This is a genomic window from Capnocytophaga catalasegens (assembly GCF_026005215.1).
GTDB classification, from domain to species: Bacteria; Bacteroidota; Bacteroidia; order Flavobacteriales; family Flavobacteriaceae; genus Capnocytophaga; species Capnocytophaga catalasegens.
The window spans coordinates 56,756-79,526 of sequence record NZ_BPMA01000002.1 but is presented as its reverse complement, the minus strand read 5'-3'; the positions used below and the strand labels follow the sequence as shown (position 1 = coordinate 79,526).

The 22,771-nt window shown below is 32.0% G+C and carries 20 protein-coding genes; 12 read left to right on the top strand and 8 right to left on the bottom strand.

Annotated features, from left to right (window positions below):
- Positions 1-200: 200 nt before the first annotated feature.
- Positions 201-935, top strand: coding sequence for a DUF4369 domain-containing protein (locus tag OO775_RS00415; protein ID WP_264845001.1), 735 nt, complete (start codon positions 201-203; stop codon positions 933-935).
- A 25-nt stretch (positions 936-960) separates the two neighbouring features.
- Here OO775_RS00415 and OO775_RS00410 read toward each other — a convergent pair whose 3' ends face one another.
- The 3 genes from OO775_RS00410 to OO775_RS00400 form a co-directional block, all read right to left on the bottom strand.
- Positions 961-1,758 carry a TIGR02757 family protein gene (locus OO775_RS00410; protein WP_373874536.1) on the bottom strand — a complete coding sequence of 266 codons (798 nt, stop codon included), beginning with the start codon at positions 1,756-1,758 and terminating at the stop codon, positions 961-963.
- Between the two features lie 21 nt (positions 1,759-1,779).
- Positions 1,780-2,442: an ABC transporter ATP-binding protein gene (locus tag OO775_RS00405; RefSeq protein WP_264844999.1), complete on the bottom strand. Its 663-nt coding sequence runs from the start codon at positions 2,440-2,442 to the stop codon at positions 1,780-1,782.
- Between the two features lie 277 nt (positions 2,443-2,719).
- Positions 2,720-3,247 (bottom strand): DUF4136 domain-containing protein, encoded by a 528-nt coding sequence (locus OO775_RS00400; protein ID WP_264844997.1) that lies wholly within the window; start codon positions 3,245-3,247, stop codon positions 2,720-2,722.
- A gap of 229 nt (positions 3,248-3,476) precedes the next feature.
- Between OO775_RS00400 and OO775_RS00395 the strand changes: the two genes are divergently transcribed.
- From OO775_RS00395 to OO775_RS00380, 4 genes are all read left to right on the top strand, one after another.
- Positions 3,477-6,212 (top strand): calcium-translocating P-type ATPase, PMCA-type, encoded by a 2,736-nt coding sequence (locus OO775_RS00395; protein ID WP_264844996.1) that lies wholly within the window; start codon positions 3,477-3,479, stop codon positions 6,210-6,212.
- Between the two features lie 71 nt (positions 6,213-6,283).
- Complete coding sequence (gene rlmD / locus OO775_RS00390; protein ID WP_264844995.1) at positions 6,284-7,693, top strand: 23S rRNA (uracil(1939)-C(5))-methyltransferase RlmD; 1,410 nt, start codon at positions 6,284-6,286, stop codon at positions 7,691-7,693.
- Positions 7,694-7,705: 12 nt separating this feature from the next.
- Positions 7,706-8,194: a DUF6452 family protein gene (locus tag OO775_RS00385; RefSeq protein ID WP_264844993.1), complete on the top strand. Its 489-nt coding sequence runs from the start codon at positions 7,706-7,708 to the stop codon at positions 8,192-8,194.
- Complete coding sequence (locus OO775_RS00380; protein ID WP_264844992.1) at positions 8,160-8,963, top strand: DUF6048 family protein; 804 nt, start codon at positions 8,160-8,162, stop codon at positions 8,961-8,963. The genes OO775_RS00385 and OO775_RS00380 overlap by 35 nt, the downstream gene beginning before the upstream one ends.
- A 72-nt stretch (positions 8,964-9,035) precedes the next feature.
- On the opposite strand, the gene OO775_RS00375 is transcribed toward OO775_RS00380, so the two are convergent.
- The 5 genes from OO775_RS00375 to cdd all read right to left on the bottom strand — a co-directional run bounded on the left by OO775_RS00375 (position 9,036) and on the right by cdd (position 12,502).
- The gene (locus tag OO775_RS00375; RefSeq protein WP_264844991.1) at positions 9,036-9,959 is read right to left on the bottom strand and encodes a DUF6263 family protein; all 924 of its coding nucleotides are present in this window, start codon (positions 9,957-9,959) and stop codon (positions 9,036-9,038) included.
- A gap of 4 nt (positions 9,960-9,963) precedes the next feature.
- Entirely contained in the window at positions 9,964-10,779 is an 816-nt protein-coding gene (locus tag OO775_RS00370) for an undecaprenyl-diphosphate phosphatase (RefSeq protein ID WP_264844990.1), read from the bottom strand.
- Positions 10,780-11,010, bottom strand: a complete 231-nt coding sequence (locus OO775_RS00365) for a DUF3098 domain-containing protein (RefSeq protein ID WP_264844989.1) — start codon at positions 11,008-11,010, stop codon at positions 10,780-10,782.
- A gap of 16 nt (positions 11,011-11,026) precedes the next feature.
- Positions 11,027-11,905 (bottom strand): cell division protein FtsX, encoded by an 879-nt coding sequence (locus OO775_RS00360; RefSeq protein ID WP_264844988.1) that lies wholly within the window; start codon positions 11,903-11,905, stop codon positions 11,027-11,029.
- Positions 11,906-12,025: 120 nt separating this feature from the next.
- Positions 12,026-12,502 (bottom strand): cytidine deaminase, encoded by a 477-nt coding sequence (gene cdd, locus OO775_RS00355; protein WP_264844987.1) that lies wholly within the window; start codon positions 12,500-12,502, stop codon positions 12,026-12,028.
- 105 nt (positions 12,503-12,607) lie between these two features.
- On the opposite strand from cdd, the gene OO775_RS00350 reads away from it, so the two are divergent.
- The 7 genes from OO775_RS00350 (at position 12,608) to OO775_RS00320 (ending at position 22,702) form a co-directional block, all read left to right on the top strand.
- On the top strand, positions 12,608-13,330 hold the full coding sequence (locus OO775_RS00350; RefSeq protein WP_264844985.1) for a copper homeostasis protein CutC: 723 nt from the start codon (positions 12,608-12,610) through the stop codon (positions 13,328-13,330).
- 39 nt (positions 13,331-13,369) lie between these two features.
- Complete coding sequence (locus OO775_RS00345) at positions 13,370-13,888, top strand: P-loop nucleotide/nucleoside kinase family protein (protein ID WP_264844983.1); 519 nt, start codon at positions 13,370-13,372, stop codon at positions 13,886-13,888.
- 135 nt (positions 13,889-14,023) lie between these two features.
- Positions 14,024-15,715 carry an energy-dependent translational throttle protein EttA gene (gene ettA, locus OO775_RS00340; RefSeq protein ID WP_264844982.1) on the top strand — a complete coding sequence of 564 codons (1,692 nt, stop codon included), beginning with the start codon at positions 14,024-14,026 and terminating at the stop codon, positions 15,713-15,715.
- Positions 15,716-16,285: 570 nt separating this feature from the next.
- Positions 16,286-16,606, top strand: a complete 321-nt coding sequence (locus OO775_RS00335; protein WP_264844980.1) for a hypothetical protein — start codon at positions 16,286-16,288, stop codon at positions 16,604-16,606.
- Positions 16,607-16,717: 111 nt separating this feature from the next.
- Positions 16,718-17,401: a transporter gene (locus OO775_RS00330; RefSeq protein ID WP_264844979.1), complete on the top strand. Its 684-nt coding sequence runs from the start codon at positions 16,718-16,720 to the stop codon at positions 17,399-17,401.
- Positions 17,402-17,924: 523 nt separating this feature from the next.
- Entirely contained in the window at positions 17,925-21,167 is a 3,243-nt protein-coding gene (locus OO775_RS00325; RefSeq protein WP_264844978.1) for a hypothetical protein, read from the top strand.
- Positions 21,168-21,283: 116 nt separating this feature from the next.
- A complete protein-coding gene (locus OO775_RS00320) occupies positions 21,284-22,702 on the top strand; it encodes a PorP/SprF family type IX secretion system membrane protein (RefSeq protein WP_264844976.1) in 1,419 nt (472 codons plus the stop codon).
- Positions 22,703-22,771: the final 69 nt, after the last annotated feature.

Genomic DNA, 22,771 nt, shown 5'->3' with positions numbered 1-22,771 from the left:
AAATTACAAACGATGAATACAAAAATCGCATTTATAATAGGAAACGCAGAGGCTATGAAATTGTATAAGAAGTTTTGCTGATATCGTATAAAACGTAATGAAATATTATTCAGTATTTTATAAGATTGAAAATAAAAACATTATAAATATTTCATTTTTAGGACAATAGAAAAGATACAAATCAATTAAGTTTTGAATATATGAAACAAATATTTATAACAATTCTGGTGATATTCCTTGCCATAGGATGTTCGCAATCAGATGAAAACCTGATGATAGTCAAAGGAAATGTAGAAGGACTAAAACAGGGAACTATTTTTTTACAAAATTTTGATAATCACGGAAATACACATAATATAGACTCTGTTATAGCAAACGGAAGCGGTACGTTTTTATTCAAAGTACCCTTGAAAAGTCCCGAAGTTTTCTGTTTGTATTTGGATAGAAAAAATAATGCAAATTTCAGTAATCGAATCTTATTTTTTGGTGAGCCCAAAACTATAATAATTGATACATATAACGAAACTTTTGACCTCAATGCACGTATTTCAGGTTCTGAAACTCAAAAATTATTTGAAGAATACAATCTTACAATGCGAAAATTCGGACAACGTAATACTGAACTTTTAGCACAACAAATACAAGCAGTTAAAGATAAAAATCTGCAATTTGCGGATTCTATTTTACAACTTTCTAACAAAAATAAAATTCGACAATATCTATTTTCAGTCAATTATGCATTAACTCATAAGGATTCGTATATAGCACCTTACATAGCGTTGGCTGATGGATATGCTCTACAACGCAAGTACTTAGATTCGATTTATAATTCATTATCTAATGAAGTTGTCAATTCTAAATACGGAAAAGAGTTAAGAAAATACATTGATGAAATAGCTCGACAAGAACAGACACCAGTTATTACAGAAGAATAAAATATAATTGGTTAAAAGGTTTGAATTAAAACTCTTTTCGTTTGCAGAAATCTTCAAAAATTCCTAAGCCAAAAAGAGCAAAATCATATTTGGCAGGGTCGTTTGCATCAAAAAGTCGTAAATTTTTGTCAAGTTCGGCAAGCGATTTGGCATCGTTTTGTTTTCGAGTTATTAGTCCCAAACAGCGTGCAACATTTCCTGAGTGAACATCAAGAGGGCACGAGAGTTGAGAGGGGGTAATTCGTTTCCAAATTCCCAAATCAACCCCTTTATTATCATGACGAACAAGCCATCGGAAATACATATTGATACGCTTGGCGGCAGAGCCTTTTTCGGGGTCAGATAGATGTTTTAATGTACGTATTGATTGAGTTTCTTTGAAAAAAAGTTGTTTGAAATTTGAAATTCCTTTTTGTAGATTGTTATTTTCAATACATTGATACACAGCCTCTTCCAAACTTCCAAATTGTAAATATATTTTTCGTAACGAATGTATAAACTCGGTTAAATCTTGTCCGTTAAAAGTCCGATGAACAAAAGATTGTAGCGGAATTAAGTCAGAAGGTTTGTAAGACATTATAAAATCATATGGCGAATTGCCAAGTAAATCCATAATGCGTTTGGCATTTTTGATAATTGTTTTTCGTTGTCCCCAAGCTATGGTAGCGGCTAAGAATCCTGAAATTTCAATATCCTCTTTCTCTGAAAAAAATTTCGGAATTTGTATAGGGTCAGTTTCTACAAATTCGGGGTGGTTATATTGGTCTGTTTTTTGATTAAGAAAATCGCGTAATTCTTCAAACGACAAATTGTTTTTTAGCATAAATAGTTGTAAAAGAATATTTTATGAAATTATTTTTCCATCTTGCATGACTAATTTTTTATCAGCCATTATTGCCAAATCGGTATTGTGAGTTACGATGACAAATGTTTGATTTAGCTCATCTCGGAGTCGAAAGAATAATTTATGCAGATGTTCTGCACTTTCTGAATCAAGATTTCCACTAGGTTCATCGGCAAAGACCACAGCGGGATTATTGATAAGTGCTCTGGCTACTGCCACACGCTGCTGTTCGCCGCCAGATAGCATATTGGGTTTGTGTTCAAATCGGTTTGAAAGCCCCAAAAAATCAAGAAGTTCTTTGGCTTTAGGCATAGCTTCTGATTTGTTTTTACCTTGAATAAAAGCAGGAATACAAACATTTTCAAGCGCTGTAAATTCAGGTAATAACTGATGAAATTGGAAAATAAATCCGATATTTTCGTTACGAAATTTGGCTAATTTTTTAGAAGACAATTCGTTGATTTTTACATTGTTAATTATCAAAGAAGCATTTGGCACAGCAGACATTCTTTCCAATGTTCCCAATATTTGCAGTAGTGTAGTTTTTCCAGCTCCCGAAGCTCCCACAATAGAAACAATACTGCCTTTATCTACTTGTATATCAACGCCTTTTAGAACTTCTAAACCGCCAAATTTCTTATGTATATTCGTCGCTTGAATCATAGTTTTTTTATACGAAATATTAAAATAAATGAATTTTTTAATTTTAGATGCAACTAATGTATCTTAATCTAGCAAATAATAATTACATAATTGACTTGCTTAATGACAGGATTATAATTTGCTCTATTTGTTGTAATTTTATAGCTCTTAATTAGAGGATTTTACAAAGATACAATATATTTTATTATCTGTCAAATTTTAAACTTTTTTTCATTGTATAAAACAACAAAAATAAAAAAAGATTTCCTAAATTTTGTTTAGGAAATCTTTGGACCATTTATTTTTTAGATTTAACCTGCGGAGGATATTGTTTTAGAATCTCGGCAACAAATTGGTTTATTCGTTCGTCTTTGTCGTAGTTTGAAAGTGTTCCGACTCCTTTTCCTTGCCATATCAAATCTTTTTTCTCAGCACTGATAATATCAATGAAGAGAGTCCCTTCAGTACGTGGTGGACTTACATTGTAAGATGTACCACCCCAAAAGGGTCCCCAACCCCAGCCAAAACCGACATTGTTATAAATGTCTTGACGTTCTCGTTCTTTTGTGAAAAAATTAACTAAAATATCAGGATTGTTATCCGTAAGAGTAAGTCCTTTTTTAGTCAATTCTGCTTCGATACTACGTAAAATACGTTTTTTGTCCAAATCTGAAATTTCAACTTTGTCAATACCTTCTTTTAAGAAGGCGAAAGTTCTGAACTGAGGAAAATAGACCTCTCTATCGAAGTCTGAAGATACGCTAACACTTGCGCATGAAGTTAATAGACTTCCTAAAATAATTGTAAGTAATAGAATTTTTTTCATCTTTTTTATTATTTTTTTAATTTAAAACACAGCAAAAATAGTACCAAAAAATGATTTTTCCAATAAGATTTGATAAAATTTTATTTTTTGATAAAATTTTATCATTTGTTGATTGGAAATATAAAACTAAAAATTAATTACTTTAAAATATAAAGTACAAAAAAACGATTTGCAATCAAAATTTTTTATATTTTTGCCTTCGATATTTTAAGGAAAAAGCTAAAAGAATATGTCTCAAAATTATCATTATAAAGGACTTACAGATACACAAGTTCTTGAAAATCATCAAAAATATGGAACCAATACGCTAACAGCTGTGGAAGGTGAGCCACTGTGGAAACAATTTTTAGAGAAATTCTCGGACCCAATTATAGCTATTTTATTAGTAGCCTTGGTCTTTTCTTTTGGAATTTCTTGTTACGAATATTTTGTTCATACCGATAAAGGATTTAGTGTATTTCTAGAACCTATTGGAATTTTATTTGCTATCCTTTTGGCAACAGGAGTGGCTTTTTATTTTGAAATGAGGGCGAATAAACAATTTGAAATACTCAATCAGGTTAATGATGATATTTACTATAAAGTTATCCGAAATGAAAAAATTACTCAAATTCTCAAAAAAGAAATTGTAGTTGATGATGTAATTATTTTAGAAACAGGTGAAGAGGTTCCTGCTGATGGAGAACTTCTAGAGGCTATTTCTTTGCAAATAAATGAATCATCACTTACGGGAGAGCCTTTGGTTTCAAAAACGACTAATCCTCAAGAGTTTGAGTATGAGGCTACGTATCCGTCTAATTACATTTGTCGCGGAACTTCTGTGGTAGATGGACATTGTATTTTTCAAGTAAAAAAAGTGGGGGATAATACCGAATACGGAAAAGTTTTTGAAGGTGTACAGATCGATGATTCTGTTAAAACACCTCTTAATGAACAACTTGACCATTTAGCAGGAATGATAACCAAAATCAGTTACGCAATAGCTACTTTAGTTATTATTGGTCGCTTATTAGTTTATTTTTCAAATCCAGTACATACTCCAATAGATTGGGTTAGTTTTGGAGGATATCTGCTTAATACTGTGATGATTGCAATTACAGTAATTGTAGTTGCCGTACCTGAGGGTTTGCCAATGAGCGTGACACTAAGTTTAGCATATAGTATGCGTAGTATGATGAAAACCAATAACTTAGTGAGAAAAATGCATGCTTGCGAAACTATGGGCGCCACCACCGTAATTTGTACTGACAAAACAGGAACGCTTACGCAAAATCAGATGAAAATATACGAAACTTTTTTTAATAAATTTTCAAATCAAACTGACGAAAGACAACTTATTGCTGAATCAATGGCAGTTAATTCAACGGCATATTTAGATTTCTCAGATAATGAAAAACCACAAGTTTTGGGCAATCCGACTGAAGGGGCTTTATTGTTATGGCTTGATAATCAAAAAATTAATTATCTGTCTATTCGCGAAGCAACACCAATTATATCACAATTGACGTTTTCTACTGAGCGAAAATATATGGCAACATTGGTGAAATCACCTGTATTGAAAAAAACAATTTTGTATGTAAAAGGCGCTCCCGAAATTATAATGAATTTTTGTCAATCATCAGATAAACAATTACTTTCTGAAATTTCACAACCTGAATTTGAACGTAAATTAGAACAATATCAATCTCAAGCTATGCGAACTATTGGATTTGCTTATAAAGTGATTGATGATGAAAATACCATTATTTCAGAAAATGGTAAATTGATTGTTTATGGATTAAATTTCATTGGGATAACAGCTATTAGTGACCCTGTTCGCCAAGATGTTCCTAAGGCTATTGAAGAATGTATGTCTGCGGGTATTCAAATAAAAATTGTAACAGGAGATACTCCTGGTACAGCTAAGGAAATTGCACGACAAATTGGACTTTGGGACGCAACGTGCGATGATAAAAATCATATTTCAGGAGCTGATTTTGCTAATCTTTCTGATGAAGAACTTTCAGAAAAACTTTCTGATTTGCGAGTTATTTCAAGAGCTCGTCCGTTAGATAAAGCCCGCTTGGTCAATTTATTACAAAGAAAAGATGGAGTTGTAGCAGTAACAGGTGATGGAACCAATGATGCTCCGGCACTCAAAGCAGCCCAAGTGGGACTTTCAATGGGTGATGGAACTTCAGTAGCCAAAGAAGCCAGTGATATAACTATTTTAGACAATTCGTTCAGTAGTATTGGTAAGGCAGTGATGTGGGGGCGTTCGCTTTATTTGAATATCCAACGTTTTATTCTTTTCCAGTTGACAATCAATGTAGTAGCATGTATTATTGTTCTTATAGGAGCTTTTTTAGGTACAGAAACTCCTTTGACTGTTACACAGATGCTTTGGGTCAATTTGATTATGGATACCTTTGCAGCTTTGGCTTTGGCATCACTTCCTCCAAGTAAAAAAGTAATGAAAGATAGACCTCGCGAACGAAAATCGAATATTATTACCTTACCAATGGCAAGAGCGATATTTGGTGTAGGCGGATTTTTCATTATTTTTCTTTTCGGACTGGTTCAATATTTTAAAAATACAGATATACAATCGATTACAGATTTTTCTGTTGTAGATTATTTTTCTAATTTTTTTAATTTTACAAATGTAGAAAACGGACTTTCTCCTTACGAATTATCGCTGTTTTTTTCTATTTTTGTAATGTTGCAATTCTGGAATATGTTCAATGCTAAGGCTTATCGAACAGGTAGAAGTACATTTTATAATTTGTCTAATAATAAAGGATTTTTGTTTATAGCGTTGATTATTATTATAGGACAAATTATTATTACGACTTTTGGAGGAGTGATGTTTAGTGTAACTCCTTTAAAAATAGAAGATTGGGGGATTATTATAGTTGGAACAAGTATTGTACTTTGGCTTGGCGAATTTGCCCGAATATTAGGGTTTGGGAAAAAACAAAAATAAAACAGGTATTATTTTAAATTTGGATTGAAATTCATATTCATTTATAATTAAAAACAGTTATCTTTGCACCTATGGGAAAGAAGGATAAGAAACAAATTTTTGAAAATATCTTGGTAATTGATGCAGGAGCTAAAGGTAAGAGTGTTGCTAAGGCTCCTGATGGACGTGTGATTTTCTTAGAAGGAGTTGTCCCTGATGATGTAGTTGATGTACAGGTTTTCAAAAAACGCAAATCTTATTACGAAGGAACTATAATAGCTTTTCGTCAAAAATCAACAAAGCGAACCGAGCCCGTTTGTGAACATTTTGGGTATTGTGGAGGATGCAAATGGCAAAATATGGCGTATGAACATCAGCTTTTTTACAAGCAAAAAGAAGTAGAAAATAATCTTAAACGCTTGGGAGGAATTGAAATCCCTGAACTTTTACCTATTGTAAGTTCTGCTGAAAAATATTTTTATCGTAACAAAATGGAGTTTTCTTTCTCGGATATGCGTTGGCTTACTCCGCAAGAAATCCAATCAGAGCAAGAGATAAGTAATCGAAATGGTTTAGGGTTTCATATAGCAGGGGCGTGGGATAAAGTGTTGGATATTAACCAGTGCCATTTGCAAGAAGATCCCTCCAATGCGATTCGGTTGGCAACCAAAGAGTTTGCTCTGCGACACAATTTGCCTTTTTATAATCCACGCAATCAAACCGGATTGTTACGTTCAATGATGATTCGTATTAGTTCAACAGGTGATATTATGGTTGTAATTCAATTTTTTGAAGAAAATATAAAAAAACGAACGCAATTATTAGATTTTTTGATAGAAAAATTCCCACAAATCACCTCATTACAATACATTATAAATAGTAAAGCCAACGATTCTATCTATGACCAAGAAATTATTTGCTATCACGGAAGCGAATGTATTTATGAACAGATGGAAGGCTTGCGATTTAAAATCAATGCAAAATCGTTTTATCAGACCAATTCGGCACAAGCTTATGAACTTTATAAAGTAACGCGTGATTTCGCTGATTTGAAAGGAGATGAATTGGTTTATGACCTCTATACAGGAACGGGAACGATTGCTCAATTTGTTGCTCAAAAGGTGCGAAAAGTAATTGGAGTAGAGGCAGTTTCAGAAGCTATTTCTGATGCCAAAGAGAACGCTAAGTATAACAATATCAATAATATAGATTTTTTTGTAGGTGATATGAAATCCGTATTTAATGATGAATTTATACAAAAAAATGGCTTTCCTGATGTGATTATCACAGACCCACCTCGCGATGGAATGCACAAAGATGTTGTAGAGCAAATTCTACGAATAGCACCTCTCAAAATTGTTTATGTAAGCTGCAATAGTGCTACCCAAGCCCGCGATTTGGCTTTACTCAACGAAAAATATAAGGTAACCAAAGTACGCCCCGTTGATATGTTTCCACAAACGTATCACGTTGAAAATGTGGTACTTTTAGAAAAAAAATAAATATTTGGTAAAATGAAAAAAATTGTTATATTCATAGTATTTATTATCGGACTAACCTCTTGTGAGCGTGATGATATTTGTGCAGATACAGTAGTTACCTCGCGCCTTATTGTTCGGGTGTATGACAAAGATGCAACCAATACAACCAAATCTGTGTCCAATTTGCTCGTATATGGTAAAGGTCACGTAAATAATGAAGCAATACAATTTTCTTCAACTGATTCTATCGTACTTCCGCTCAAAATGTTTCAAAACGAATCAACTTTTGTATTAGTTAAAAATGCAGTAATAACTAATAATATTGTTACATCAGGAGAAGAAACGGAACTTAAAATAACTTACACTCCCGAACAAGTTTTTGCCGATAAAGGTTGTGGATACAAAGTAATTTATAAAGATATTTCCGCAGAAACACCTACTACTTCGTGGATTTCTTCGATTCGTGTATTATTTAATCATTTAGAAAATGAAAAAAAAGCTACTATTCATATTTATTATTAGTTTTGGAGTGATTTTTGTTGGATTTTCTCAGGAAAAAACAGAAAAAGCCATGCCAAAAAGAGAAAATTCTCTACAAAAAGAAAAAAAAGAAGAAAAATTGCCAGAACTAGCGCCTCAAACCTATACACAACGTTATGGATTGCGTATTGGGGCTGATATTAGCAAACCAATTCGTTCGTTTTTTGATAAAGATTATTGGGGAATTGAACTTGTAGGAGATTATCGTTGGAACTATCGATATTATTTGGCAGGAGAAATTGGCAAAGAAAAAAAGACTTCACAGACAGATTATTTCAATTTCACAACCGATGGGCAGTACATACGACTTGGTATCGACTACAACTCGTATGATAACTGGTATGGTATGGAAAATATGATTTATGTAGGAGGAAGATACGGTTTTGCGCAATTCAGCCAAGAGGTCAATTCATACACAATTCATACACTACGAAACTATTGGAACGAAAATATTACAGGGACTAATCCGAATATTTTAACAACGTATAACGGGCGAACAGCCCATTGGCTTGAATTGGTAATCGGAATGAAAGTGGAGTTATTCAAAAATCTGTATGCAGGAGCATCGGTTCGGTTTAGCAAAATTCTTTTTCAGAAAGACAATGATTTTCCCAATTTTTGGATACCTGGTGTTAATCGTGTATGGGAAAGCAGTACTTACGGAATAAATTATAATTATACCATTACTTATATGATTCCACTTTATAAGAAAATAAAGCCAATTGAACAAAAATCAGAAAATAAGAAATAATATTTTTTGAAAGGAAAAGAATCTCTATTTCGGCTAATAAAAACTGAAAAAGAGATTTTTATATATTTTAACTTACTGATTATCAATAGTTATCTCCGAAGTCGTATCAATAGGAATAGTAATTCCTTCTGGGTGAGAGCGGTCACCAACGGTTCGTGTATTTCCTTTGATGACTTGCTTCATTTGTGCCTGCTTAATCCACTTTGTTTTAGGGTCAAGTTTTATTGTTGAAAGAATTTCTCCGTTCATTGAAAAGAAAATAGTTTGCCCTTGTTCGAGCGTAACTCTTTCATTTTCAGTATGTATATTTGCTTTTCCAGAGATAAGAATATAATTAGGATTTATTTCTTTGAGTATATATTCCGTTGTAATGAGCGTATTCATTCCATTGGAAAGAAAAGAAGAAATAGTCCATTTTTCGCCTATTTGAACACGTTTTTTTGGAAAAATAGTAAGTAATGATTCTAAATTGGCAGTAAGAGTTTCTACTCCAAAAGATTTTTTTAATTGTTCCAGCGTTTGCTCCTGTTGAGGTTTGGAAATAGGTTGTATTTTTTGATTATTTTTTACAATAGTTCGGATGGCTTTTTCAAAAATAATGTCCAAAGGTGTTATTTTTACAATTTTTCCTTTCGAGTTGATTGTTACTTGAAAAGGATTATTTATGATTTGTTCAATGCCTTGATTTACAAGTTCTTTAGTTCTTCCTAAGCTCATTTCTTTACCATTGATATTGGTCTGCATATCCATTGAAATGTTTGAATAAGAAGCCTCTGTTTGGTAGATAGAATTATCTTGTTTTCGAACTTTAAAAATCAAATCGGTTTGTGTTTGAGCAATGGCTTCTATATCTTGTCCGCTAATGTGTTGTTTGATATGAACTTTTGATTTCATATGCTGTGGATACGAACTACCGGTGTTCAAATCCAAAGATAAATCAACGGCTTGTGAAAAGCCACAAGTCCAACTAATTAAAAATAAGTAGAATAGACGCATTTTTCTAATTTTTTAAATTAAAATAAATAAGTAACAAAGTACCAACAATTATTCGATAGTATCCCCAAGGTTTGAAGCCATATTTTTTTATCAGATTAACAAATCCTTTGATAGCAATAATTGCAACTATATATGCAACGATATTTCCCAGTATAAAGAGCGAGAGTTTATCAGTACTTTCAGCTAGAAGTTCGTATCCTTTGAGTTTGGCATTACCTATCAAGTAGTTTTTAATAATCAATGAATAAACCATTACAGCGAGCATTGTAGGTACGGCAAGGAAAAATGAAAATTCGGCTGCTGTTTCACGCGAAAGTTTTTGTTGCATTCCTCCAATGATAGAAGCTGCTGACCTGCTTGTACCGGGCATCATTGCCAAGCATTGCCAAAAGCCGATAATAACTGCTTTTTTTATAGAAATATCTTTTTCTTGAAAAATAGTAGGATTTTTGAAAAAATTATCTACAAACAGAAGAACAAATCCACCAATAACTAGTACAATAGCTATGGGAATGGGTTTGCCCAATATTTGATCAATATAATCGTCAAACAAAACACCTAAAAACAAAGCAGGGACAACAGCACAAGCCAATTTTATATAAAATTGCCATTTGGTAAAGTCAAAAAATTTTTTCCAATATAGTGTAACAACCGCTAAGATAGCTCCAAATTGAATGCACATAGCAAACATATTGAAAAAATCATCTTCAGGAATGCTCAAAATAGTTCGAGTGAAAATCATATGTGCCGTAGACGACACAGGTAGATATTCGGTTAATCCTTCAACAATAGCAATAATAATAGCATGTAGTGTATCCATCTATTTCTTTTTATCAGCATTAAGCATAATAGCATAGACTTCGATGGCGAATCCCAAAAGAACTAAAGTTGGAGCCAAAGTAAGCCGCCTGAAATTGAAAATATCTGGATTGAAAACATTGGGATTATCGCTTCCACCTCCACTCATTAGAATGAAACCTAACCCAATGAAAAACAATCCAATAAGCATAAAAATATAGTTTTTCTTTTTAAAAATAAAATCTTGTTTCATTATTAAGAAATTTTTGTTAAATATATAAATCGTCTGTATGCAAATTCAAAAAACGTTGTGCTGCAAAAAATGTGCTAAACCAGCTAATGAAAATTCCCAGCAAGAAAAGCCCCCCAAATACAATACTAAAATTTTGGGTATTGCTAAATAGTTGTAAATCAGGAAGATATAAATTAACATAGTAAAGACAAACAAAAAGCGCTCCACATGCCAGAATAGCTCCAATAATTCCTAACATAATATTAGTCAAAATAAAAGGTTTTCTGATGAAATTCTTAGTAGCTCCTACAAGTTGCATTGTTTTGATAATGAATCGTTTAGAGTATACAGAAAGTCGAATAGAAGAATTGATTAGCAGAATAGCGACTAAAGTAAAAATACCCGAAATACTGAGAATAATTACACTGATTTTACTAATATTATCGTGAATTTTGGCTATCATAGGTTTATCGTAAGATACCTCTGAAACAGATGGATTTTGAGTAATATTTTCTGCAATTTCAACTATTTGTTGCGGATTTACATAATCGGCTTTCAAATGCAAGTCAAATGAATTTCGCAAAGGATTATCTCCTATAAAACTAACGAAATCCTCGCCCAATTCCTCGCTATACACTTCAGCAGCTTTTTCTTTGGAAATAAAATGTACAGATTTGCTATATTCGGCAACCGAAAGTGTTTTTTGAAGTTGTTCAATATCAGCATCTTTGGCTTCATTTTTTAAGAATATTGTAATTAACATTTGTTCTTTGAAGCTATTGGTTATGTTTTGAGTGTTGAGTACCAAAAATCCTAAGGCTCCCAACAAAAAAAGTACAAGTGTAATACTCAGAGTAACAGAGAAATACGATGATATTAACTTTCTACGATTATATTGTTCTAACGGATTATTCACGATAATTTTTTATTTTTTGGAGTGTAAAAATAGATAAAAATACTAATATCTACCAACAAAAGATATATTAAAAATTATTTTTATTATTCAAGTTGTTGAAATACAGATGTTTATGTATTATTAAAATTCATCAAAACAAAAAGGTAAAAAATCTTTTACTGACGAAACCACCAAAACTTCACCTGTGGCACCCATACAAAGTATTTCAATAGGTTGTTTTTTTACGGATTCGTATTCTAGAATGGCTTGTCTGCAATTGCCACAAGGAGTAACAGGTTCATTTTTAGGAAAGTTAATATTTGTTCCTGTAATAGCTATTTTCATAATCTTAGCTTTGGGATATTGTGCCATTGCATAGAAAATAGCAACTCTTTCAGCACATGTACCTGAAGGAAAAGCAGCATTTTCCTGATTATTTCCAGTTATGATTTCCCCATTGTCAAGCAGAATAGCAACGCCTACAGCAAAAGAAGAATAAGGAACATAGGCTTGATTTCTTATCTTAATAGCTTCGAGCATAAGTGTTTGCAAATCAGTAGGTAAATCGTTTATGTTATCGTATTTTTTGTATGAAAAAGAATGTATTTTTGTTTCCATTTTCAAGAAAATTCGAGATAGAAAATACAAAGTTATGAAAAAAGTATCAATTAGTATATTTTTGATTTAGAAAATTTGTATTTTTGTGGCTCAAAATAAATTACTATGATATTTGAAGTATGTGCAAGTTCGTTTGAATCCGCAAGAAATGCTCAATTAGCAGGAGCTCAACGAATAGAATTATGTACCGAATTGGGAGTAGGAGGAATTACCCCAAGTTATGGACTAATTAGTAAAGTTATGGATGAATTATCCATAAGTAATTGTGTGCTGATACGCCCCAGAAGTGGTGATTTTACGTATTCTGACTCAGAATTTGATGTGATGTTACGTGATATAAAATTTTGTCGAGAACTTAATTGTGATGGTGTAGTCACAGGCGTATTGCACAAAGATGGCCGTATAGATGTAGAGCGAACCCAAAAACTCATTGAGGTTGCCGGCGATATGGATTTTATTTATCATAGAGCGTTTGATTGTACGCCTAATCCCGAAGAAGCCATTGAGATATTAAAAAATTTGGGAGTGAAACGAATTTTGTCTTCTGGACAGAAAAAAAGCGCTATTGAAGGGCTCTCACTGTTAAAAAAACTTAATGAAATAGCAGGAGGTTTTCCGTCTATAATGCCTGGTGGAGGTATCAATTCACAGAATATTCAGGAAATAAAAAATGCAGGATTTAACGAGATACATTTTTCAGCAACTATTTTTGAAAAAACAGCAGGGAATATGCCTTTTTCAATGAACTCAATGCAGTTTTTGAATGAAAATGTACGCCCCATTTCAGATATTGAAACCATCAAAAGGCTAATGGAAGCAACTATTTAAGTTGTAATAACCAGAAATTTTGTAAAAAAATACCTAAAAATGCAAAAAACGAAGTTGTTTGTTTTTTCAGGATTGCCAGCTTCCGGGAAATCTACACTTGCTCAATTTGTCGTAAAAAAATACAAAGCTAATTATTTAAGAATAGACACTATCGAACAGGCTATCAGGGATTTATGCTCTTTTGATGTGCAAGGAGAAGGCTATCGTTTGGCTTACAAAATCGCTACTGATAATCTAAATTTACAACAAAATGTGGTGATTGATTGTTGTAACCCTATCGAATTGACTCGTGAAGAATGGAAAAATGTCGCACTCACAACCGATAGTTTTTTGGTAAATATAGAAGTTTTATGTTCTGATATTCAAGAACATAAAAAACGTGTAGCTCAACGAAAAGTAGATATTCCAAATTTGAAATTACCTACTTGGGAAGAAATCGAAAAATATAAATACACTCCTTGGGAAGAAAGCCGAATTGTGATTGATACAGCTCATAAATCCATTGATGAAAGTGTGCAAGAATTGATTGAAAAAATCAGTAGCATTGATAGACAATAAAAAAGTTTATTACAGATTTTGCTAATATTTTTATCAAAAAAATATTTGTGTTCATTTGTGGTTAATTTTGATTGCAAATTTTAACGAATAAAATCATCTTAAAATAGAATTATAAAAGTTTAAAACTAACAAAAAATGTCAGACGATAAGAAAGTAATATTTTCGATGTCGAAAGTAAGCAAAACTTACGCTTCAACTAATAAACAAGTACTTAAAGATATTTACCTTAGCTTCTTTTATGGAGCAAAAATAGGTATTTTAGGGCTTAATGGCTCTGGAAAATCCTCTCTTTTGAAGATAATTGCCGGAGTTGATAAGAATCATCAAGGGGAAGTAGTCTTCGCACCCGGTTATACGGTGGGATATTTGGAACAAGAACCCCAATTGGACGAAAACAAAACCGTAATAGAGGTAGTTCGTGAGGGAGCAGCCCAAACTATCGCCTTATTAGACGAATTTAACAAGATAAATGATATGTTTGGCTTGGAAGAAGTCTATTCTGACCCCGACAAAATGCAAAAATTGATGGACAAACAAGCCGAATTGCAGGATAAAATAGATGCTGCAGGGGCTTGGGAGATAGATAATAAGCTCGAAATAGCAATGGACGCACTAAGAACCCCCGAAGCGGACACTCCTATCAAAGTTTTATCGGGAGGAGAGCGAAGACGCGTTGCTCTTTGCCGATTATTACTCCAAAATCCTGATGTTTTGCTCCTTGATGAGCCTACTAACCACCTTGATGCTGAATCTGTGCTATGGTTAGAGCAACATTTACAACAATATGCAGGAACTGTAATCGCTGTAACCCACGACCGATACTTTTTGGACAATGTTGCAGGTTGGATTTTGGAACTTGACCGAGGTGAAGGCATTCCTTGGAAAGGAAATTACTCTTCTTGGCTTGACCAAAAGGCAAAACGATTGGAGCAAGAAGAAAAATCGGCTTCCAAACGAAGAAAAATCCTTGAAAGAGAGTTAGAATGGGTACGTCAAGGAGCAAAAGGACGCCAAACAAAGCAAAAAGCACGTTTGCAAAACTATGATAGACTCTTAAATGAAGACCAAAAACAGTTAGATGAGAAACTCGAAATCTATATCCCGAATGGTCCTCGCTTAGGAACAAATGTTATTGAAGCAAAAGGAGTAGCTAAAGCCTTTGGGGATAAACTTTTGTATGATAATCTTAATTTTGTACTTCCACAAGCAGGAATTGTTGGGGTTATTGGACCTAATGGAGCAGGTAAATCTACTATTTTCCGTATGATTATGGGAGAAGAAAAGCCCGATGCAGGAGAATTCAGCATTGGAGACACAGTCAAAATCGCTTATGTAGACCAAACGCATAAAAATATCGACCCAAATAAATCTATTTGGGAAAATTTCTCTGACGGACAAGACCTTATCCTTATGGGAGGACATCAAGTAAATTCCAGAGCCTACCTCAGCCGATTTAATTTCAGTGGAAGCGACCAAAATAAGAAAGTTGCTACCCTTTCAGGAGGAGAACGTAACCGTTTGCACCTTGCTATGACCCTAAAAGAGGAAGGCAACGTCCTTTTACTCGATGAGCCTACCAATGACCTTGATGTTAATACCCTCAGAGCCTTAGAAGAGGGCTTGGAGAACTTTGCTGGGTGTGCAGTAGTCATCTCGCACGATAGATGGTTCTTAGATAGGATTTGTACACACATTTTGGCGTTTGAAGGAGATTCTCAGGTGTATTTTTTTGAAGGAAGTTTCTCCGAATACGAAGAAAACAAACGCAAAAGACTCGGAAAAGAGGTTACACCTACTAGAATCAAATATAAAAAATTGGTGAGATAATTTTATTTTTAATAAAAAAACATTTCAAAATATATTTTTTGAAATGTTTTTTTGTTTATATATCTTTTTTAGAATAAAAAATAAGTGAATATAATAATTTTTTATATTGAGGAATAAAAAATATAAGTTGAGGAATTATTCCTCAATATTGAGGAGTATAAAAATTATATTGAGGATAATTTCCTTAAAGTTGAGGATATTAAATTATAAATTGAGGATAGTTTCCTCAATTTTTTTATTTATATATTCTATCTATTTATGTAGATATACAATAATAATATATAATTTTAAAAATAAAAATAGTATTTAAAATAAAAAAATAAATTAAAAAATATTGTATATCCGGTTAGTGTAATAAATAATTTTCATTGTGGTAATTTACCAAAAACATAAAATATAATTATCTTATTTTCAATGGTATTTTTTATTTTTGAATTCTATTTTTTGGCAAATAGATTTTTTTATTAGTGATTACGGAGATACATTAAAAAATTTATATTTTGAATAAATTTTATATCTTTGCAAAAAAAATATAATAAATAAAAATTTAATTTTAAAAATAAAATAATTATGGCAAAAGTAAGAAAGAGTTTTGCAGAACTTGTATCACAAGGAAATTTGATGAATTCAGGATTAAAAAATAATCTAAAAGAAGTATCAAAAAGAGGATTAGAGTCTGATTTTATTGAAGAATTAGAGAAACTATTAGTAGAAGCTATTGAAGAAAATAATCAACAAGAAAAATTAAAAGCAGAGCTTAAAAATAAAACAAAATCTTTTAATGAAATTGTTGAAAAAATTCAATCAAAAATGAGTGAAGCTAAAAAAGTAGTAAAACTTTCTATAGATCAATCTCTTTGGAAAGAATTTGGTATCAATGATAAAAGATAATAATTAGTTGTTATTGTTTATTAAAAAATTAAAAAGAAATATTTTTTTAAAGTAAGTTATTATTATTTTAAAATAGATATTTTTTATATATAATAATTATTAAAAAAATAGATGAAAAGGATATTTTTACTAATAATTTTTATTTTTTTCAAAATACAAGGACAAGAGTTAGGAGTTATCAATACAGATAGACCTGATCAGAGTGAAGGTACATATATATTACCTAAAAAAATACTTCAAATAGAAGAGGGTTTAATATTTAATAAAGAAAATATAACAAATGATTTGATGTTTAGATATGGAATATTACAACATACAGAACTCCGTTTAGAAACATTATTTTCAAAATATAAACATATAATAGAATTAGATGGAGTTGTATTAAGTGCAAAGCAGCGTATAACTAATGGAAAAGAATTATTACCTGCAATTACTTTAGTTGGATATGCAAATTATAGTATTTATCCTGAAAGAAAACTTTCGGTAGAAATAGTATCTTCATTTGAATATGAACTGATAAATAAGTTATCTTTTGTAGGAAATTTTGGACTAATCAATCAATTTAATACATATTTAATTACTTCAGAATTAAATTATACACCCATAAATTCACTTAATTTATTTGTAGAGTATTTTGCAAATTTTTCAAAGGAAGCTAATCCAGATCATAATATAGATATAGGAGTTATGTATTTACTAACAGATACTTGGCAGATAGATATATGTTTGGGACATTCTATATATAATAGTGAAAATAAATTCTTTTTATCTACTGGATTTTCTCATCAATTTTAAAAAAATAGTATTGTGAAAATATAATGAAGCTTTAGCGTATTAGATAGGGTAAAGACGATGTTTTTATCGTTTTGACAAAAATCAAGAAATAAAATTTAAGAGATTCAGCACATACTTACTTTTACGATTTTATTTAGTTTGATATTGTGTTAAATTGCATAAAAACTAAAAATTTAAACAGATTTTATGTAAAAATGTGTAAATATTGAAAAAAATAGTATGTCATTATCCTTACTAAAAAGGATGTTTCGAAAAACTAAATTGAAAAAATAGAGAATAAAAAATTATTAACAGCCAATTGTTCATAAGTGTTGATAACTTTTTTTTGTTTTATTTTCAAATAAAATAACTTTGAAATCTCTTATTTTACAAGGATTTTAAGATATTTTATTTTTTCAATAAATGTAAAATGAAATTGTAAAATTTAGAAATTTGTAACTTTTTTTAAAAAACTATTTGTATATAAAAAAACTTTTATATATTTGCCTTTGAAAATTGTATATGCTAAGCAAAACAAAATAATATGTTAAAAATAGATATTTTTACTATAAAAAATAAAACTACTATGTGGAAAAAATGGCAAAATATAATAGGTATAATACTCTTTTTTTGTTTTTTGCAACAAGGGTATGGGCAGAATATTACAGATTTGCAATTAAAGACAAAAGACTCTAGTACTTATGATAGAATGTGTATATCGTCTAGTTTTACAGGACAAAATCATTATGGCGTAACATTTAAAATTACAGGTGCAATTACAAGTTTAACAGATACAGATACTTTGATTGCAGAATTATCTTCTCCAACAGGAGATTTTTCTTCTCCAACTCAATTAGGTAGTATTCAATGGAGGGACGCAAAGAATGATAGAAATAATATAAAGATAATTTTTGCAAATGTTCCTACTACGTTGAATGGAGCTGCTTATAAAATTAGAGTAAGATCATCTAATAGTAGTATAACTTCGTCAGAATCTAAGGCTTTTGAAGCTCATTATGCTTCTATTACAACTAATTTGAAATTGAATAATAATCAAAATGTTGAACTATGTAGTGGAGGTTCTCGTCAAATTTCAGTAGATAATAAAACAGCAAATGCTTATATATGGTATAAAGACGATGCTGTAATTCCTAACCAAACATCTCATACATTAACTGTTACTCAATCTGGAAGATATAAAGTACAAGTAAATTATGGAAACTGTGAAACATTAGGGCAAGCTACGATGTCTCCAACAATTACAGTTTCTATGCGAGGTACCCAAACCCTTAGTATCGAAGGAGCAGCCAATATAAATGTGTGTTCAGGCAAACCCCATACTTTTACAGCAAGCATAAAAGAAACAAACTCTAATTATATATGGTATAAAGATAATCAGAAAATAGATGAAGGAATAGGGAAAACAAGCTATACAACCTCAGCAACAGGTAATGTAGCAGGTGTGTATCGTGTAGAAATGGGAAATGATCCTACATGTATGCTTAAATCAGCTAATGTAACTCTTACTTTAAAAGATGGTTTTACAACAACTATTACAGCTCCTAGTGGTACCGTGCTTTTGCCTGGTAAGTCGAAAGTTATTGGAGTTACTACCACAGCGGTTTCTCCCAAATATGAATGGTATAAAGATGGTACAAAAATGACAGGACAAAATTCAGCACAACTTACCGTTACCGAAGCAGGAGAATATTATGCCAAAGTTACCTCTCAAGACGAATGTTCTGTAACGAAGGAAACAGATAAAATAAAAATAGAAACACCTACAAGTTTCAAAATTGAAATTTCGTATCAGAGTGCTTATCAAGATTGTAAGTATGACAAAGTAACGCTTCAAGTAGCTAAAATAGAGGCACAAACAGCAGCAGGACAATCAATAGCCGTTAATGCATCTGATTTTGACCTCTTTACATTTAGTTGGGAAAAAGATGCTACCTCGTCAGGACAAACAGGAAAAACATTAACACTTACAGGAGCCAGCCAAAATGGCAAATACAAAGTAAAAACAACGTTGGCAAGTTTTTCAGGAACAATTACTGATTCTAATGAACTAGATGTTAAACTCTATGATGCTGATTATATCAAAATAGAAGGAAATCCGGTAGTATCTATTTGTGTGGGGACAACTCATACGCTTACTGCTTCGGTTAAAGATAATAATGCGACTTATAAATGGTTTAAAGATGATAAAGAAATAACGAGTGCAAGTGGGCAAGGCAAATATACATATGTTGCCTCTGAGTTCGGTTTGTACAAAGTAGAGATAACGCCTATGGTAGGTTGTCCTGTTACTTCTTCTTCGGTACGTATTGAAAAAGATCCGTTCCGAGCAGAATATCTTGATTTTTATAATATTGATATAGATGATAAGCTAACATCTATTCAAAAACAAGCTAAAAAAGCTGAAATAACCAATAAGATTTATTATCCCAATAGAGGAAAAGAGATTAAATTAGAACTTCGTATTATACCAGACAATGCACAATATACAGTACAATGGTATAAAGATGGAAATGTTATAACTAATGCTACAGGTACATCGTATAATGTAACAGAAAAAGGAGCGTATCATGCCGTAGTAACTCAAACTGGAGGTTGTAATTCTTCAATTCCTTTGGATAAACGAGAAATTTCTGAAGCTACACACTACGATGTAGAGGTTGAGTATCGTCTTTGTGAAAATACAGTCAATGTTAAAAAAATTATAGCTCATTTGAATAATAATAAACAAACTGTTGTAGAAAGTGTTGATTACCAATATTTTACATTTCAGTGGCAAAAAGATAAAATTGATATTGCTGGTGAAACAAAATCGTTTATAACAATTTCGTCAGGAAGTGGTGAATATCGCGTCCAACTTAATGGAGGCAATACATATTCCAACGAAGTAAAACATACAGAAATTGCTATTAAAAAACCTGAAACAGGTTTTCAACTTTCTTCTGGAAATAATGTATGGCTTTTAGAACCTAACAAACCTTTGAAATTAGAATCTTCCGAAACAAGTACTGATTTTAATTATCAATGGTATAAAATTGTGTCAGGAAGAGAAGAAGAAATACAAGGAGCTAATAATCCTACTTTGGAGGTAACCACAGATACAAAAGATGTAAATTCTGCTGGATATAAAAATGCTTTGGGCCTATATCGACTAAAAGTTTCGCTTAAAGATGATCCAAATTGCTCAATTACTCGAGATATTGAGTTTAAAAAATATGGTTTAGACGAATTACGTATCAAAGATGTACCACAAGACCTCTCCATAGTTGCTTTTAAAATCGAAATTATAGAAGGAGTAGGTGCTCGTATTGATATGAAAGGTGCTTTTGATGGTTATGAAGTAGTGCCAGAAGATGGCGTTGTGGATAAAGAAACTAATTCGTTCCGATTAACTAAAGAAGGAAATTATATACTCAAAACCTATGTGGTTAATTCGACAACACAAACCAAAACATATATTGATGAAAAAATCATTTTCAATGTAAAAGCTATTAAAATAGATAAAATACCTAATATTGTAATTATGAGTTCTTCCGAAGATGCCAACAACAAATGGGTACTTCCAGAGCAATATATGAACAATGCACAATATACCGTTACTATATATGCACAAACTGGTAAAAAAGTTTTAGAACAAAAATCGTACAAAGGCGACTGGCCTCCCTTATCGTTGCGAACAGAAAATAAAGGACGAGCCAATATTTTCTTCTATGTGATTGAAAAAGGAGGACAAATCGAAGCACAAGGTACAATCACGGTACTTAACTAATTGTAGATTTCTGTATAAATAGGATTTTATTAGAAAGAAATTAGAAATAAACACATTTATGAAAACAAATCTTATTTTGTTGTAAATCAATAGGATAAGGTATAATTAAAAGAATTATGTTAAAAAGAATTTATTTGGGGTTGATGATGCTATTCTGGGCGAATATTTTTGCCCAGGATGCATCATTTTATCTACCTTATCAGATGCCAACACATTCATCTGTTAAGTTTAATACCTTTTTGGCAAACCCGGCCTTTCCCTTATTGGGTTTTCAGGAACAGAATGCGGGATTGTATTATAGACAACAATGGTCTGGGTTTAAAAATGATAACTTTAACTTAATGGGACTTTCGTACGGAATCAATTGGAACGAAATAAGTTCTGCCAACGCTTTTGTATACAGACGCAATGCAGGAATTATGTCCAATACGGGTATTGTACTTAATTATGGACATTATGTGCAATTTTCCGATAATATGGGATTGCGCTTAGGTTTAAACGTTATACCTATGTATAGTGGGATTGATGAAAATCGAGTAATAATTAACGCACCTAATGATCCTCTTTTTAACTTCAAAAAAACATTTGGATTAACAGCTCAACCAGGATTTGATTTTAATTTTGGTGATCTTACTCGAAGTTCCTTTCATGTGGGAGTTACTGCCGAAAATTTGTTTGATTATTCTTTTGCTGATAGTAAAGCAATGACCGCTTTTGCAGACAAAACTTTTACAGGACATTTGATGTATCGTTCAATGTATGATTCTAATAGTAGTATTCTTGAAGATGGACATTGGCAAGTTATGTTTCGAGCAACTAAAGAACAAGATCAGTTGAATATGACGGGTAATGTAGCTGTTGACCTGCCTCGTTTGGGTTGGACCTATCTGGGTTATACCCAAAAATATGGTGTTTTTGCAGGTGTAGGTTTTCATATTAACGATATATTGAGTATAGGATTTGAATATGAAAATGGAGCAGGGGCAAAAATTAAACAATTGGGACATACTTGGGGAGTGCATATCAATGGACAATTTGGAGGAGATAGACAAAAAGCATCTAGACTTTCTCGTGAAAAACAACAGGCACAACGACAAAAGGCTCGTGAAAAAGCACGTCAACGCATAGAAAGTAGAAGAACAGATGCTCGAAAACAAATTACACCACCTGTGGTCAAAGATACTGTACCTAAAACTACACCTACACCGCCACCACCCAAAGTAGATAAAGTAGAAGAGCCACCTAAGGTAGAACCAGTAATACGAGTACAAAATATAGCCAGCGATAAAATACCGCCAGGTCACTATGTTGTTGTCGGAGTATTCCGAGATCCACGTAATGCATTCCGTTATATTCAGGAATTACGTAAAAAATATCAAGTAGCAGGTTTTGTACATCCGAAAACAAACTTTACTTATGTGTATGTAGGCGGAGCTGCTCTTAGTAGAGAAGCAGCAGAAGCTATTCATGGTAAAAATATGTTTAATCCAGACTTTAATACTGGAAATATTTGGATACTGCACGTAGGAAATTAGTTTTCTTTGATAGGAAAACTTCGATATTAGAAATAGACATTCAAAAAACATTCCGTATTTTGAAGAATT

What these genes read in the sequence shown, in the direction of transcription:
- OO775_RS00415 (WP_264845001.1), top strand. Translation starts at nt 201, where the DNA reads ATGAAACAAATATTTATAACAATTCTGGTGATATTCCTTGCCATAGGA.
- OO775_RS00410 (WP_373874536.1), bottom strand. Translation starts at nt 1,758, where the DNA reads ATGCTAAAAAACAATTTGTCGTTTGAAGAATTACGCGATTTTCTTAAT.
- OO775_RS00405 (WP_264844999.1), bottom strand. Translation starts at nt 2,442, where the DNA reads ATGATTCAAGCGACGAATATACATAAGAAATTTGGCGGTTTAGAAGTT.
- OO775_RS00400 (WP_264844997.1), bottom strand. Translation starts at nt 3,247, where the DNA reads ATGAAAAAAATTCTATTACTTACAATTATTTTAGGAAGTCTATTAACT.
- OO775_RS00395 (WP_264844996.1), top strand. Translation starts at nt 3,477, where the DNA reads ATGTCTCAAAATTATCATTATAAAGGACTTACAGATACACAAGTTCTT.
- rlmD (WP_264844995.1), top strand. Translation starts at nt 6,284, where the DNA reads ATGGGAAAGAAGGATAAGAAACAAATTTTTGAAAATATCTTGGTAATT.
- OO775_RS00385 (WP_264844993.1), top strand. Translation starts at nt 7,706, where the DNA reads ATGAAAAAAATTGTTATATTCATAGTATTTATTATCGGACTAACCTCT.
- OO775_RS00380 (WP_264844992.1), top strand. Translation starts at nt 8,160, where the DNA reads ATGAAAAAAAAGCTACTATTCATATTTATTATTAGTTTTGGAGTGATT.
- OO775_RS00375 (WP_264844991.1), bottom strand. Translation starts at nt 9,959, where the DNA reads ATGCGTCTATTCTACTTATTTTTAATTAGTTGGACTTGTGGCTTTTCA.
- OO775_RS00370 (WP_264844990.1), bottom strand. Translation starts at nt 10,779, where the DNA reads ATGGATACACTACATGCTATTATTATTGCTATTGTTGAAGGATTAACC.
- OO775_RS00365 (WP_264844989.1), bottom strand. Translation starts at nt 11,010, where the DNA reads ATGAAACAAGATTTTATTTTTAAAAAGAAAAACTATATTTTTATGCTT.
- cdd (WP_264844987.1), bottom strand. Translation starts at nt 12,502, where the DNA reads ATGGAAACAAAAATACATTCTTTTTCATACAAAAAATACGATAACATA.
- OO775_RS00350 (WP_264844985.1), top strand. Translation starts at nt 12,608, where the DNA reads ATGATATTTGAAGTATGTGCAAGTTCGTTTGAATCCGCAAGAAATGCT.
- OO775_RS00345 (WP_264844983.1), top strand. Translation starts at nt 13,370, where the DNA reads ATGCAAAAAACGAAGTTGTTTGTTTTTTCAGGATTGCCAGCTTCCGGG.
- ettA (WP_264844982.1), top strand. Translation starts at nt 14,024, where the DNA reads ATGTCAGACGATAAGAAAGTAATATTTTCGATGTCGAAAGTAAGCAAA.
- OO775_RS00335 (WP_264844980.1), top strand. Translation starts at nt 16,286, where the DNA reads ATGGCAAAAGTAAGAAAGAGTTTTGCAGAACTTGTATCACAAGGAAAT.
- OO775_RS00330 (WP_264844979.1), top strand. Translation starts at nt 16,718, where the DNA reads ATGAAAAGGATATTTTTACTAATAATTTTTATTTTTTTCAAAATACAA.
- OO775_RS00325 (WP_264844978.1), top strand. Translation starts at nt 17,925, where the DNA reads ATGTTAAAAATAGATATTTTTACTATAAAAAATAAAACTACTATGTGG.
- OO775_RS00320 (WP_264844976.1), top strand. Translation starts at nt 21,284, where the DNA reads ATGTTAAAAAGAATTTATTTGGGGTTGATGATGCTATTCTGGGCGAAT.